This is a genomic window from Kribbella sp. C-35 (genome assembly GCF_046549195.1).
Classification (GTDB): Bacteria; Actinomycetota; Actinomycetes; order Propionibacteriales; family Kribbellaceae; genus Kribbella.
On record NZ_JAJPWG010000001.1, the window covers coordinates 1,613,864 to 1,626,851 of the forward strand.

The window sequence follows — 12,988 nt, forward strand, 5'->3', positions numbered from 1 at the left end:
GCTGTACTGTCGAGGTAGTGCTAGGTCGACCGAAGTCGCAGCGAACTAATGGGATGATCGGCTGGTGCGGTCGGAACAAGCAGCAGTGATCCCGGTGTGGCAGCACCGGGCCGCGGTCTGGGTGGGCCGCGTTGTCGTGCTCGCCTCGGTGTGGTCCTTCATCGCCATTCCGCTGCACGTGGGCGCGCCGAGGTTCGTCAAACACGTCGACCTGGCGTTCGACTTCGTCGGCATCCCGGCCGGGCACACGATCTTCTCCGCCGTCTACCTCGCGGTGGTCGGCAGCGCGCTGCTGCGCGGCAAGCGCGCCGCGCTGCTCTGGGTGCTGTGGGTCTTCGAAGCGCTCTGGTTCCTCGCCCAGGTCGCCGGGATCGCGTTCACCAGCGTCCGGCTGGCCAACCCGACGGACGCGGACCTGCTCCGCGACTTCGGGCCGGCGAGCGTCGAGGACCTGGAGTGGGGCATCGTCCAGGCGGTCGTGGTGGCTGCGATCGTCATCCTGCTGTGGAAGATCCGCGGCGCCTTCCCGGCCCGGCTCGCACCCGGTAGCCGCCGGCTCGCGGTCGGCGCGCTGGTGTTCGGCATGCTGATCTCGATCGCGGTCAGCGTCACGCTCACCCAGATCTTCCCGCGCACGCTCAGCGGGCAACGGCAGAAGATCGGCTGGGCCGTGATCGCCGCGCTCGGCCAGTCACGCAGCAAGATGGGCGGGCACGAGGGCCACGGCTGGATCGGCCTGACCGTCGGCGCGATCTCGGCCGCCTCGCTGGTACTGGCGTTCTGGATCTTCCTCCGCTCGGTCCAACGGGTCCGGTACCTGACTCAGCCCGAGGAACTCGAGGTACGGCGCCTGCTCCTGCTGCACGGCGAGCGGGACTCCCTCGGGTACTTCGCCACCCGCCGGGACAAGGCCGTCGTGTTCGCACCGGGCAACGACGCCGCGATCGCCTACCGGGTGGTGAACGGCGTCAGCCTGGCCAGTGGCGATCCGCTCGGCGACCCGGTCGCCTGGCCGGCCGCGATCCAGCGCTGGCTCGCCGAAGCCCGCCGGTACGGCTGGTCGCCGGCAGTCCTGTCGGCCAGCGAGGAGGCGGCACAGGCGTACGTCGACGCCGGCCTGCGCGCGCTGTCGATGGGCGACGAGGCGATCATCGACGTCGCGGACTTCACCCTCGAAGGCCGCACGATGCGACCGGTGCGGCAGGCCGTGACGCGCGTACAGCGGGCCGGGTACCACGCCGAGGTCGTGCGGCACGGAGACCTGTCCCCGGAGACGTTGGCGCAGTACGTCCACCTTGCGGAGAAATGGCGCGGGGCCCGGACCGAGCGCGGGTTCTCGATGGCGCTCGGGCGGCTCGGCGATCCGGCCGACGCGCGCTGTGTGATGGTGATCGCGCGGGACGCCGACGGCGTCGTCCGCGGGCTGCTGTCGTTCGCCCCGTGGGGTGTCCGGGGTGTGTCGCTGGACCTGATGCGACGCGATCCGGAGTCCGTGAACGGCTTGATGGAGTTCATGGTGACCTCGCTGATCGACGCCTGCGGCGATCTCGGCGTCCACCGGATCTCGCTGAACTTCGCGATGTTCCGGGAGATCTTCAGCGACGCGGAGCGGGTCGGCGCGGGACCGGTACTGCGGCTCACGAACGCGTTGCTGACCGCGGGATCGCGCTTCTGGCAGCTGGAGAGTCTGTACCAGTCGAACGAGAAGTACTTGCCGCGCTGGTCGCCGCGGTTGATGTGCTACTCGCGCGGCGCGTCGCTCGCGCAGGTGGTGCTGGCGGCCGGTACGGCGGAAGGCTTCCTGCCTGCGCCGCGGCCGTGGACCCGCGTCGACAGTGTCGAAACGGCGGAGCGGCACGCGATCATGGCCGCGGACGGCCGCGCGTTCGCCACCGCCGTCAACGAGCAGGAAGTGGAGTTGCTGCGGCCGGCGTTGCCGACGCGGAAGCTCACCGAGCAGGAGCAGATCCGGCGTACGAAGCTGGCCGAGCTCGTTGCTGCTGGCATCGATCCGTATCCGGTCGAGGTGCCGCGGACGGAGACGCTGGAACGGGTCCGGGAGCTGTACCCGAATCTGCCGCCGGACCATCACACCGGGCACACGGCGTCCGTGACCGGCCGGGTGCTGCGGATGCGGGGCCACGGCGGTCTGGCGTTCGCGCAGTTGCAGGACGGGCTCACGCAGTTGCAGGTGATGCTGACGGCCGATTCCTGCGGCGACGTACAGCTGGAGCAGTGGCAGCGACTTGTGGACATCGGCGACCACGTGAGCGTCACCGGCGAGGTTGTCACGAGCCGCCGGGGTGAGCTGTCGATCGCCGCGACGTCGTGGGTGATGGCGGCGAAGTGCCTGCACCCGCTGCCCGACAAGCGGAAGGGTTTCACCGACCCCGAGGCGCGCGTCCGGCAGCGGCACCTCGACCTGGTGATGAACCCGGACTCGCTGCGGATGATGCAGCAGCGCAGTGCCGCGGTCCGGGCCCTGCGCAACGGTTTCGAGACGCGTGGGTTCATCGAGGTCGAGACGCCGATGCTGCAGGCGGTGCACGGCGGTGCGAACGCGCGACCGTTCGTCACGCACATCAACGCCTACGACACCGAGCTGTTCCTGCGGATCGCGCCGGAGCTGTTCCTGAAGCGGCTGAGCGTCGGCGGGATGGGCAAGGTCTTCGAGCTGAACCGGAACTTCCGCAACGAGGGCGCCGACGCGACCCACAACCCGGAGTTCACGTCGGTCGAGGCCTACCAGCCGTACGCCGACTACCACGTGATGCGCGAACTCACCCGGGAGCTGCTGATCGAGGCCGCCACCGCGGTGTACGGCAAGCCCGTCGTACGGCGTGACGGCGAGGAGATCGACATCTCGGGCGAGTGGCCGGTCGTCACGGTCCACGACGCGGTCGGCCAGGCCGCCGGTACGGCGATCGACTCGGAGACTCCCGTCGACCAGCTCCGGGCGTTGTGCGCGGAGCACGGCGTCCATACGACGTTCGAGATGTCGGCCGGCGAACTCGTCCTGGAGCTGTACGACGAGCTCGTCGAACCGAACACCACGGTGCCGACGTTCTACACCGACTTCCCGCTCGAGACGTCCCCGCTGACCCGCAACCACCGCACGAATCCGCGGCTCGCCGAGCGCTGGGACCTGGTCGCGTTCGGGGCCGAGATCGGTACGGCGTACTCCGAGCTCGTCGACCCGATCGAGCAGCGTCGCCGGCTCACCGAACAGTCCCTGAAGGCCGCCGCCGGCGACCCCGAGGCGATGTCGCTGGACGAGGACTTCCTGTCGGCGCTCGAGTACGCGATGCCTCCGACCGGCGGCCTGGGCATCGGCGTCGACCGGGTCATGATGATGCTCACGGGCCAGAACATCCGCAGCACACTGGCCTTCCCCTTCGTCCGTCCCGCACCACGCGACTGATGCTTTACCCTTGACCCTCACGGGTTGGGGACCTGGGGGTTGGGGTGGGGATGAAGTGCTGGGTTGCGCTCTGTGCTGGGGTGGGTCTGGTGGCAGGTTGCGGTGGGGAGCCGGAGCCTGCGCCGAGTCCTGTCGCGACTTCTTCGAATAGTGCCGCGCCGGCGCCGACAGCATCGGTGCCGGTCGCGGGGCCGTTGGGTACGACGGCGTATCAGGCCGAGCTGAGCCGGATCGATCAGGTGCTGGCCGGTCCGACGCGCGCGCTGACCCGGGTCCGGACGGCCGAGGGTCTGAGCGAAGCGGTGAGCACGCTCGCGGAGTCGCTCAACACGGTCGCGGTCCGGCTGTCCGCGCTGACGGTGACGTCCCGGCTGACCGGCGTACACGCGCTGCTGCAGGAGCGCATCGGGGTGGCGGCGACGCGGCTGACGAGCTCGGCGGAGAAGACCGAGGAGGACGCGCGCTGCGGTGGGACGGCGTACACCTCTCAGCAGGTGCAACGGCAGTTGCGTACCGACCTCGGCCCCGCGCTGGTGCTGCAGCAGCAGCTCAAGCTGACGTTCGGCCGGACGCTTCCCGATCCCGGGCCCGCGCCGAAGCAGGTCCAGCCCGACAACGGCGAGGTCCTCGTACGGCGTGATCCGGAGGGGATGGGGCGGCTCAAGATCACCAACGGTACGACGAAGGACGTCGCGATCTCGATCGTCAGCGACGGCAAGCCACCCGGCACTCCACAGGTGATGGTGTATCTCCGGGCAACCCAATCCACGACCGTGAACCGGATCGGCGGCGCGTACCGCCTCTACTTCAAGAGCGGCGCGGACTGGGACGCGGACCGGCACAAGTTCCGTTCGGACTGCTCGTTCAAGAAGTTCGACCAGACGTTCGGCAAGAACCAGTCCTGGCAGGTCAACCTCCAACCCCGCCCAGGCGGCAACGCCGACACCACCGAGGTCGAGGCGTACTAGAGCCCCAGTTTGTCGAGCAGGTGGCCGAGGATGCCGCCGAGGCCTCCGGGCTGGTCCGGGTCGTCGGGATCATTGGGCGTCGTCGGCGGGGTGCTCGGGGTGGTGCTGGTGGGCGGCGCGGTCGGGGTGGTCGAGCTGGTGGGGCGGCTCGTCGGCGCGGTGGTGGGGTTCGTGGGAGGCACGGTCGGGGGTCGCTTGGTCGCGGGCGGGACCGTGGGTCCGGTGGTCTCGACGATCTGCGGCGTCGGCGTCCCCGGGACGATCGTCGGGTACGGCGTCGTGGTGACACCGACCGGGGGCTGCGTCTCGCCCGGCTTGGTTGCTGTCGGCAACGGCGTCACTACGGCGGTGGGAAGCACGCCGGGTGTCGCGGCCGGCGTCGGGGTGGTGGTCTGCGGCGGGAGTACGGCGACGTTCTGCGTCGGCTCGCCGGGCTGCGGGCCGGCGATCGGCGTGGCCGGCTCCGGTCCGCCGCCGGGCAGCGGCAGGAACCCGGCGCCGATCCGCGGGCCGCCGAGAAGGGCGACGACGACCAGCACGAGGTAGCCGAGCAACAGGATGCCGACAGTGGCGGCAGCCTGGCGGCGACGCCGCGGGTTCTGCCAGGGCGGGCGGCGGGAAGCCGTGGCAGACATCGGATTCACAAGTCCCGCAGGGTATCGGTAGATGAGTCGTTTCAAACAGCCCTTGGAAGAAATTCCACGCCAAACAGAAATGTTCCGGGAATTCTATGCCGCTTACGCGACCGTAGGAATGCAGTGCGTTAGCTGACAACGCGCCGACCGGCACGGCAGCATCCGCCTTCCTCTGCCAGCCTGCTCTCATGGCGAATCTGGTGCTGCTCCACGGTCTCGGAGCCAACGGCCGCGTCTGGGACACCTGGCCGGACGCCAACGACGCTCCGGATCTCCCCGGCCACGGCTCGGCCGCCCCGCTCCCGGCGTACACCTTCGCTGCCATGGCCGCGGCCGTCGCAGCAGATCTCGCGGTACGCCGGAACCTCGTCGTACTCGGCCATTCGCTGGGCGGCGTGATCGCCCTCGAACTGGCCAGCGGCCGGTACGACGTCACCGTGAGCCGGGTCGTCGCGCTCGGAGTCAAGGTGAGCTGGACCGCGGACGATCTGGGTCGAGCGAACGCGCTGGCCCAGAAGCCTGCCGCCTGGTTCGGCACCCGCGACGAAGCAGCCGCGAGGTTCCTCAAGGTCTCCGGCCTCCAGGGACTCGTCGACCCGGCCGACGCCGTCGTCGACCACGGCCTGCTCGAGCAGGACGGCCACTGGCGCCTTGCCATGGACCCCGGGACGTTCGGCGTCGGCGCACCGGACATGCCCGCGCTGATCGCGGCGAGTCAGGCCGACGTCGTGCTGGCGCGCGGCGAGCGGGATCCGATGAACACCGACGTCGAGCTGCACGCCCTGCACCACCAGGCCGTCACGCTGCCTGGCCTCGGGCACAACGCCCAGGTCGAGGACCCTGCGGCGGTCGCGGCGCTGCTCACGTGAGAGCCTGCAAGCCGATCACCGACAACAGCCGGAGCTTCTCGGCGGCCTCGGTGTTCGGGGCGGCGGTGTAGACGACCATGCGCAGGTCGCTGCCCGGGACCGCGAGCACGTCGCAGTCGATGTCGAAGGTGCCGACGTCCGGGTGCCGGATCGTCTTCCGCTCGGACTGATGGAAGCCGACGACCCGCTGGGACCACAGGTGCGCGAAGTCGTCGTGCCCGGCCCGGAGCTCCTCGATCAACGCCTTGAGGTCCGGGTCGTGCGGGTACCGGGCGAGGGACGCGCGCAGATCGGTGACCATCGCGTTCCGGAAGTTCTGTTGCTGCTCCGGCGTCATGACGACGCGATCGCCCGGCTCCACGAAATGCTTGTAGAGGATGTTCCGCCGGCGCCCCGGCCACTCCGACGGGTCGCCGATCAGGGCGGCGAACATCGGGTTCCAGGTGATCATCGTCCAGGCGGCGTCGGTGACGCACAGCGGCGCGCCCTCCAGCTGGTCGACGATCCTTTGCACGCCGGGCGGGATGTACGCCGACATTCGCCCGGGCGACGGCTCGACCTCGCCGGCGAGCACGAACAGATGGTTGCGCTCGGCATCGGACAACCGGAGCGCGCGGGCCAGCGCGGTCAGGACCTGGGCCGACGGCGAGTCCGACCGGCCCTGCTCGAGCCGGACGATGTAGTCGACCGACAGCCCGGCGAGATGCGCCAGCTCCTCGCGCCGCAGCCCGGGAGCCCGCCGCTTCCCACCGGCCGGCAGGCCGACCTCCGAGGGCGTGACGCGATCACGCCACGCGTGCAACGTCCGTCCGAGCTCGCCCATCTCCCCAGTATCCCGGGCGGAACACGAATCAGCCTGGTACTGCCGTTACTAGCATTCGATGACGTTGACGGCCAGGCCGCCGCGGGACGTCTCCTTGTACTTGACCTTCATGTCGGCGCCGGTCTCGCGCATGGTCTTGATGACCTTGTCGAGGGTGACCACGTGGACGCCGTCGCCGTGCATCGCCATCCGGGTCGCGTTGATCGCCTTCACCGACGCCATCGCGTTCCGCTCGATACACGGGATCTGCACCAGTCCGCCGACCGGGTCGCAGGTCAGGCCGAGGTTGTGCTCCATCGCGATCTCGGCGGCGTTCTCGACCTGTTCCGGCGTACCGCCGAGCACCTCGCAGAGCCCGGCGGCGGCCATCGAGCAGGCCGACCCGACCTCGCCCTGGCAGCCGACCTCGGCGCCGGAGATCGACGCGTTCTCCTTGTAGAGCACGCCGATCGCGCCGGCGGCCAGCAGGAACCGGACCACGCCGTCGTCGGTCGCCCCGGGCACGAAGCGCCGGTAGTAGTGCAGTACGGCGGGAATGATGCCGGCGGCACCGTTCGTCGGGGCGGTGACGATCCGGCCGCCGGACGCGTTCTGCTCGTTGACCGCGAGCGCGAACAGGTTCACCCAGTCCATCACCTTGAGCGGATCGACCGACCACGGGTCCTGGGTGAGCTTCTTGTGCAGGGCGTGCGCCCGCCGCGGCACCTTGAGGCCGCCGGGCAGGATGCCTTCGGTCTCGCAGCCCTCGCGGACGCAGTCCTGCATCACCTGCCAGATGTGCAGCAGCCCGTCCTTGACCTCCTCCTCGGTCCGCCAGGCGAGCTCGTTCGCGAGCATCACCTCGCTGATCGAGAGCTGCGACTCACGGCACCGGTCGAGCAGCTCCGCGCCGGTGGTGAACGGGTACTTCAGCGGGGTGGTGTCCGGCACGATCCGGTCACCCGCGGCGGCGGTCTCGTCGACGACGAATCCACCGCCGACCGAGTAGTAGGTGCGCTCCCGCAGTACTGCGTTATTCGCGTCGTGGGCGACGAAGATCATCCCGTTCGGGTGGTACGGGAGCGCCTTGCGGCGGTGCATGAGCAGGTCGGTGTTCTCGTCGAACGTGATCTCGTGGGTGCCGGCCAGCAGGATCCGGCCGCGTTCGCGGATCGTCTCGACGCGGGCGTCGACCGAGTGCGTGGCAACCGTTTCCGGGTCGGCCCCCTCGAGGCCCAGCAGGACGGCCTTGTTACTGCCGTGCCCGTGCCCGGTGGCACCGAGCGAGCCGAAGAGCTGGGCCTCGACGGTCGTCGTCGCGGCCAGCAGGCCGTCGTCCGCGAGCCCGCGTGCGAAAGTGCGGGCCGCGCGCATCGGTCCCACGGTGTGGGAGCTCGACGGGCCGATCCCGATACTGAACAGGTCGAAGACGCTGATCGCCATCGTGTGGAGGTTCCTTCCGGTCGCCGTTGACCGTTTGGTGTCCTCCCCGCTCTGTCAGGCGGATGCCTTCCAGAGGTGCCTCGCCCGTGCGGTGAAGGTGCCTGAGAGATTCTTGGGGAGAGTTGCTCCTACGGCGCCCGGCCTGCGGAAACGTTCCGGCCCGGGTCTCTCCCGCACGGGTTCATGCGGCTGTTGAATTGACCAGGTTGTGTCTCTCGACCCCACGCCGTAGCGAGCAGGTGCTCGGCGGAGTGCCTCGGTGCGCGCCGAGTGCCGCGCAGTAGGCGTGGGGTCGAGAGACACAACCTCACGTTGTGGACGGTACGGGGGTCTGCTGGGCGGCGTCAATCCGGCCCGTCCGGACCGCCCAGATCTCGAAGAACCAGGTGAACAGCGGGGGAATGCTGGCCGCCAGCGCGGCCAACGTCACCGGCCACGGCCACCGCAACGGGCCGCGCACCACCAGCACGGTGATCACGTACGCGATGAAGATGCCGCCGTGGATCGGCCCGAAGATCTTCACCCCGATCTCGTTGTCCGACAGCACGTATTTGAACAGCATCCCGATCAGCAGTCCGGTCCACGAGATCGCCTCGGCGATCGCCACCGTCCGGAACCACGCCGCATGTTTGGTACTCATCAAGGCCCGACCCTAACAAGTCCCCCAAGCCGCGCTCGGGGTCGCACGAGGGCGGCTCCCTGATGCCGGTAGCAAGCGATTGCCGAAGGATCGGCGGCATGACGTTCACCCAGCGCGCCGTCACCGGCGCTGTACTGCTCGGCGTCGCGGCCGCCGGGCTGTCCACGCTGCCCACAGCAACAGCCACCACGAGCCGCGTGCAGTGGACCGACTGCAAGCCCGAGGGCAAGGACGACCCGGCCGAGGTTCTCGGCTCGCAGTGCGCGACGCTCCGGTTGCCGGTCGATTGGCGCGACCCCGGCGGTCCCCCGTTCGACCTCGCGATCGCCCGCCGTACGGCGAAGGTCCCGAGCGAACGTGTCGGCGTCCTGGTGTTCGGCCCGGGCGGTCCAGGCGACTCGGGCGTCGACCGGATCAAGACCGGGATCGACCGGTTCAGCACCGACCTGCAGGACCGCTTCGACATCGTCAGCTTCGACCCGCGTGGTGTGGCGCGCAGCAACCCGGTGCGCTGCTCGGCGGAGCTGCTCAACAAGCAGCCGTCGCCGATCATCAAGAGCGCGGCGGAGTTCACCGCCACGATCACCTACAACCGGCAGCTCGCCACGGACTGCCGCGAGCACACCGGGCCGTTGTACGACCACATCGACACCTGGCAGACGGTGCGCGACGTCGACGCCGTACGGCGAGCTCTCGGCGAGTCCACGATCTCCTTCCACGGCAGCTCGTACGGGACGCTGCTCGGAGCGCAGTACGCCGAGACGTACCCGCATAGGGTCCGCGCGATGGTGCTGGAGAGCGTGAGCGACCACAGCTCGCCGACGACACGTGATTTCCTCGACGACCAGGCGGCCGCGGGCCAGGACTCGTTCGACGAGTTCGTGAAGTGGTGCGACGCCACAACGACCTGCGCACTGCACGGTCGCGACATCCAGGCGCTCTGGGCGGACCTGCTGGCGAAGTCGCCGGACCTGTTCACGCTGAGCTTCACTGTGTTCCGGCTGCTCTACGGACCGCAGTGGTCCGTGCTCGCCGACATGCTGAAGGCAGGCGGTACTCCGACCAAGCCCGTGCAGACCGGAGTCGCGCAGTACCCGCTGGCGGTGTTCTGTCAGGACTGGAACCTGCCGGTCCGCAGCTACCGCGAGTACGCCGGACATCTCCAGCGGCTCGCCCGGAACAACCAGGACCTGCGCTACCCCGGTCAGCTGATGGCTGTGTCCATCTGTCTCGGCTCACCGCCCGCGAACAACCCGCAGCACCAGCTGAAGGTCCGTGGGCTCAAGACGCCCGTACTGCTCGCCAACGCGATCCACGACCCGGCCACCGGCTACAGCTGGGCGCAGAGCGTGGAGCGTCAGCTCGGACGGTACGGCGTACTGCTGACGTACGAAGGCTGGGGACACGGGAGCTACGGAAAGAGCCCGTGCATGCAGAGCACGATCGACGACTACCTGATCGCGCGGGACGTACCGGAGCGCGGCAGCAGCTGTGCCGCCGTACTGCCCGCCGGGTGACGGGTCAGACCGGTACGCCGGTCACTTCGAGAACGCGGTCGAGGTGATCGCCGCGGACCAGCCGGCCCGCCATCAGCCGGAGCTCGGAGCAGGCGCTCTCCAGCGCCTGTGCCTGGGTCCGGCAGTTGTCGACGAACCAGAACGGGTCGTCCGGTTGCGGATCGTCGGCGTCGTCGATGTCGGCGTACCAGTGCCTGCTGCCGCAGTTCATGACTCGCACTCGTAGGTTCATGCTGACTACTCCCCGTACCCAGGGATCCTGGGTCCCCCCTGGCCCCAGTTCGAGGCCGACTCGGCCGGGCGCGTGATACGCGGCCCCCCACTTGCCACGCGCCGGGCCGAGTCGACCCTCCCCCCGCCCTGTACATCGTCGGGCAGCGACGAACGTTACTGCTTGTGACGGGTAATTTTGATTACTTAGCGTCGAGGTGGGAGCGGGTCCACTGCTCCAGGCCGTCGGTGGTGATCGGGAGGTCCTCGGTGAGGATCTCCAGCCGGTCCTGGTGGACGACGACGTTGTCCTCGATCCGGATGCCGATACCGCGCAGCTCCGGCGGAACGGTCTCGTCGTTCGGGTGGAAGTACAGCCCCGGCTCGACCGCGAGCGCCATACCGGCCTCGATGGTGCCGGCGAAGTACGCCTCCGGCCGGGACGCGTCGCAGTCGTGCACGTCGAGGCCGATGTAGTGACCGGTCCCGCACACGATGTACCGGCGGTGCTGCTGCCCGTCCGGGCCGAGCAGCTCGTCGAGCGAGACGTCGAGCACGCCCCAGTCCCGCAGCCCCTCGGCCAGCACCCGCAGCGCTTCGTACTGGAAGGCCCGGTACGGCGCTCCCACCTTGACCGCGTCCAGCGAAGCGAGCTGTGCCTTGTGCACCAGGTCGTGCACCTGCCGCTGCGCCGCGGTGTACTCGCCGCTGGCCGGGAAGGTACGGGTCACGTCGGCGGTGTAGAGCGTGCGGGTCTCGACGCCGGCGTCGAGCAGGATCACGTCGCCCTCGTTCACGGCGCCGTCGTTGCGGACCCAGTGCAGCACCGGCGCGTGGTTGCCAGCAGCAACGATCGACGCGTACCCGACGCCGTTGCCCGCGGTCCGCGCGCGCCGGTCGAAGGTGCCCTGCAGCCAGCGCTCACCGCCGCCGCGGATCGCCTCCGGCAGCTCCCGCGCCACATCGCCGAACGCGAGCACGCTGGCCGCGACCGCTTCCCGCAGCTGGTCGAGCTCCCAGTCGTCCTTGATCCGGCGCAGCTCGGCGAGCGTCTGCCGCAGTGCGTTGCCGTCGGTGGGGGACGTCCGTACCAAGGCGTCCAGCATCGGCTCGACACCGGGCACCGACAGCATGAACGGGACCGCGCCGCGGACCGCCGCCGGCAGCTCCTCGATCGGGCGGCAGGCGATCTGCAGCGCGTCCGACCAGTCCTTCAGCCCGGGCACCGGGCCGATCCACAGCTCACCGTCGCGGGCGTTCGAGAAGAAGTCCGCCTCGTCCGGCCCGGCGGTCTCGCGGAGGTAGAGCGTCGCATCGCCGTCCGCCGAGATGACCAGGACCGAACCCTCGGCCTGGCAACCGGTCAGCCAGACGAAGTCGCTGTCGGCGCGGAACTGGTAGTCGGTGTCGTTCGACCGGACCGGCGCACGACCGGCCGCGAGCGCGATCCGGCGGCCCGGCAGCGCGGCGGCGAGCTTGCGCCGGTGCTCCGCGGCGGCTTCCGCGAGCCCCTCCGGCACCGACACCGACCGGTCGACCGGCCCCCAGCCACGCGAGATGAACTCCCGGAATCCCTTGGCGTCGATAGGGCGGTAGGACTTCGGCGTCTGGTCGGTCCGGTCGTCATCGGTCATGAGCTGAGCTCCCCTTTGCAGCTGACGTTGTCAGTTCATCAACTCAGGTTGTCGCCTGGCCGCGCAAGCCCTTATCCCGGAACGCGGCGAGGATGCCCTGTTCGGAGTCGAGCAGGTACTGGTGCAGGTCGGCGGCGGCCTGCTCGTACTTGCGGGCCTCGAGCAGTTCGAACAGCCCGCGGTTCCGCGCGATGTACGGCTCGTGCAGCTCGCGCGGGGTCGCGATCACATGGAAAAGGAGCCGCAGCTCCGCGAGCAGCCGGCCGGTCATCGCGTCCATTCGCGCGCTGTCGGCGAGCCCGATCAGGTGCTGGTGGAAGCGCATGTTCGCCGTACCGACAGCCGGCCAGCGGTCTGCGCTGGCAGCCGCCTCGGCAGCTTCGACATCGTCGTGCAGGGGCTCCAGCCGGCCGGAAGGAAGCTCCGGATCACGCTCCGCCAGGCCGCGGACGACGTCCACCTCGAGGACGCGCCGCAGCCGGTACAGGTCGATCACGTCGTGCTCGTCGAGCTCCGGCACGAAGACACCACGGTGCAGCTTGTAGACGAGGAGGCCCTCATGGGTCAGCAGCCGGAAGGCCTCGCGCAGCGTGTTCCGGCTGACCTCCAGGACCTCGGTCAGCTCGACCTCGGAGAGCTGGGCGCCGGGCGGCAACGCGCCCTCGGTAATACTGCGGCGCAGGATGTCCGCGGCGCGCTCGGCCGAACTGCTCCGGTCCAGTCGCGCGACGTCGGCGGCGACGGTCCGCAACCAGGCCTGCCTGCCGGTGTCCGGCGCAGTGTCCGCTGCTGTGTCCTCGGCGTCCTCGGCCCCACCCGTGCTCATGGCGGCATCATCTCAGCTGGGCA

The 12,988-nt window shown here is 69.6% G+C and carries 11 protein-coding genes and 1 riboswitch; of the genes, 4 read left to right on the top strand and 7 right to left on the bottom strand.

The features are described 5' to 3' along the window. Nucleotides 1–64 precede the first annotated feature (64 nt). Both lysX and ACLJOO_RS08165 read left to right on the top strand, forming a co-directional pair. On the top strand, nucleotides 65–3,421 hold the full coding sequence (gene lysX, locus ACLJOO_RS08160) for a bifunctional lysylphosphatidylglycerol synthetase/lysine--tRNA ligase LysX (protein WP_410786226.1): 3,357 nt from the start codon (nucleotides 65–67) through the stop codon (nucleotides 3,419–3,421). A 176-nt stretch (nucleotides 3,422–3,597) separates the two neighbouring features. Then, on the top strand, nucleotides 3,598–4,389 hold the full coding sequence (locus ACLJOO_RS08165) for a hypothetical protein (RefSeq protein WP_410786227.1): 792 nt from the start codon (nucleotides 3,598–3,600) through the stop codon (nucleotides 4,387–4,389). Here the strand turns inward: ACLJOO_RS08165 and ACLJOO_RS08170 are convergent. Then, nucleotides 4,386–5,024, bottom strand: a complete 639-nt coding sequence (locus tag ACLJOO_RS08170) for a hypothetical protein (RefSeq protein WP_410786228.1) — start codon at nucleotides 5,022–5,024, stop codon at nucleotides 4,386–4,388. The genes ACLJOO_RS08165 and ACLJOO_RS08170 overlap by 4 nt on opposite strands. A gap of 188 nt (nucleotides 5,025–5,212) precedes the next feature. Here ACLJOO_RS08170 and ACLJOO_RS08175 point away from each other — a divergent pair, with 188 nt between their 5' ends. Then, the gene (locus tag ACLJOO_RS08175) at nucleotides 5,213–5,893 is read left to right on the top strand and encodes an alpha/beta fold hydrolase (RefSeq protein ID WP_410786229.1); all 681 of its coding nucleotides are present in this window, start codon (nucleotides 5,213–5,215) and stop codon (nucleotides 5,891–5,893) included. On the opposite strand, the gene ACLJOO_RS08180 is transcribed toward ACLJOO_RS08175, so the two are convergent. From ACLJOO_RS08180 to ACLJOO_RS08190, 3 genes are all read right to left on the bottom strand, one after another. Next, complete coding sequence (locus ACLJOO_RS08180) at nucleotides 5,886–6,716, bottom strand: helix-turn-helix transcriptional regulator (RefSeq protein WP_410786230.1); 831 nt, start codon at nucleotides 6,714–6,716, stop codon at nucleotides 5,886–5,888. The genes ACLJOO_RS08175 and ACLJOO_RS08180 overlap by 8 nt on opposite strands. Nucleotides 6,717–6,764: 48 nt before the next feature. Next, nucleotides 6,765–8,138, bottom strand: a complete 1,374-nt coding sequence (locus ACLJOO_RS08185; protein ID WP_410786231.1) for an L-serine ammonia-lyase — start codon at nucleotides 8,136–8,138, stop codon at nucleotides 6,765–6,767. A 79-nt stretch (nucleotides 8,139–8,217) separates the two neighbouring features. Then, nucleotides 8,218–8,322, bottom strand: a riboswitch (glycine riboswitch). A gap of 123 nt (nucleotides 8,323–8,445) precedes the next feature. Then, nucleotides 8,446–8,778: a DUF3817 domain-containing protein gene (locus ACLJOO_RS08190; protein WP_410786232.1), complete on the bottom strand. Its 333-nt coding sequence runs from the start codon at nucleotides 8,776–8,778 to the stop codon at nucleotides 8,446–8,448. Nucleotides 8,779–8,876: 98 nt separating this feature from the next. On the opposite strand from ACLJOO_RS08190, the gene ACLJOO_RS08195 reads away from it, so the two are divergent. Further along, a complete protein-coding gene (locus ACLJOO_RS08195) occupies nucleotides 8,877–10,295 on the top strand; it encodes an alpha/beta fold hydrolase (protein ID WP_410786234.1) in 1,419 nt (472 codons plus the stop codon). A 4-nt stretch (nucleotides 10,296–10,299) separates the two neighbouring features. Here the strand turns inward: ACLJOO_RS08195 and ACLJOO_RS08200 are convergent, their stop codons facing one another. The 3 genes from ACLJOO_RS08200 to ACLJOO_RS08210 all read right to left on the bottom strand — a co-directional run bounded on the left by ACLJOO_RS08200 (nucleotide 10,300) and on the right by ACLJOO_RS08210 (nucleotide 12,965). After that, complete coding sequence (locus ACLJOO_RS08200) at nucleotides 10,300–10,527, bottom strand: hypothetical protein (RefSeq protein ID WP_410786235.1); 228 nt, start codon at nucleotides 10,525–10,527, stop codon at nucleotides 10,300–10,302. A 181-nt stretch (nucleotides 10,528–10,708) separates the two neighbouring features. Further along, on the bottom strand, nucleotides 10,709–12,139 hold the full coding sequence (locus ACLJOO_RS08205; RefSeq protein ID WP_410786237.1) for an aminopeptidase P family protein: 1,431 nt from the start codon (nucleotides 12,137–12,139) through the stop codon (nucleotides 10,709–10,711). 43 nt (nucleotides 12,140–12,182) lie between these two features. After that, complete coding sequence (locus ACLJOO_RS08210) at nucleotides 12,183–12,965, bottom strand: GntR family transcriptional regulator (protein ID WP_410786238.1); 783 nt, start codon at nucleotides 12,963–12,965, stop codon at nucleotides 12,183–12,185. Between the last annotated feature and the right edge of the window lie 23 nt (nucleotides 12,966–12,988).

Coding starts and splice junctions, on each gene's coding strand:
- ACLJOO_RS08185 (WP_410786231.1), bottom strand. CDS start 8,138: ATGGCGATCAGCGTCTTCGACCTGTTCAGTATCGGGATCGGCCCGTCG.
- ACLJOO_RS08205 (WP_410786237.1), bottom strand. CDS start 12,139: ATGACCGATGACGACCGGACCGACCAGACGCCGAAGTCCTACCGCCCT.
- ACLJOO_RS08200 (WP_410786235.1), bottom strand. CDS start 10,527: ATGAACCTACGAGTGCGAGTCATGAACTGCGGCAGCAGGCACTGGTAC.
- ACLJOO_RS08180 (WP_410786230.1), bottom strand. CDS start 6,716: ATGGGCGAGCTCGGACGGACGTTGCACGCGTGGCGTGATCGCGTCACG.
- ACLJOO_RS08170 (WP_410786228.1), bottom strand. CDS start 5,024: ATGTCTGCCACGGCTTCCCGCCGCCCGCCCTGGCAGAACCCGCGGCGT.
- ACLJOO_RS08190 (WP_410786232.1), bottom strand. CDS start 8,778: ATGAGTACCAAACATGCGGCGTGGTTCCGGACGGTGGCGATCGCCGAG.
- ACLJOO_RS08195 (WP_410786234.1), top strand. CDS start 8,877: ATGACGTTCACCCAGCGCGCCGTCACCGGCGCTGTACTGCTCGGCGTC.
- ACLJOO_RS08210 (WP_410786238.1), bottom strand. CDS start 12,965: ATGAGCACGGGTGGGGCCGAGGACGCCGAGGACACAGCAGCGGACACT.
- ACLJOO_RS08175 (WP_410786229.1), top strand. CDS start 5,213: ATGGCGAATCTGGTGCTGCTCCACGGTCTCGGAGCCAACGGCCGCGTC.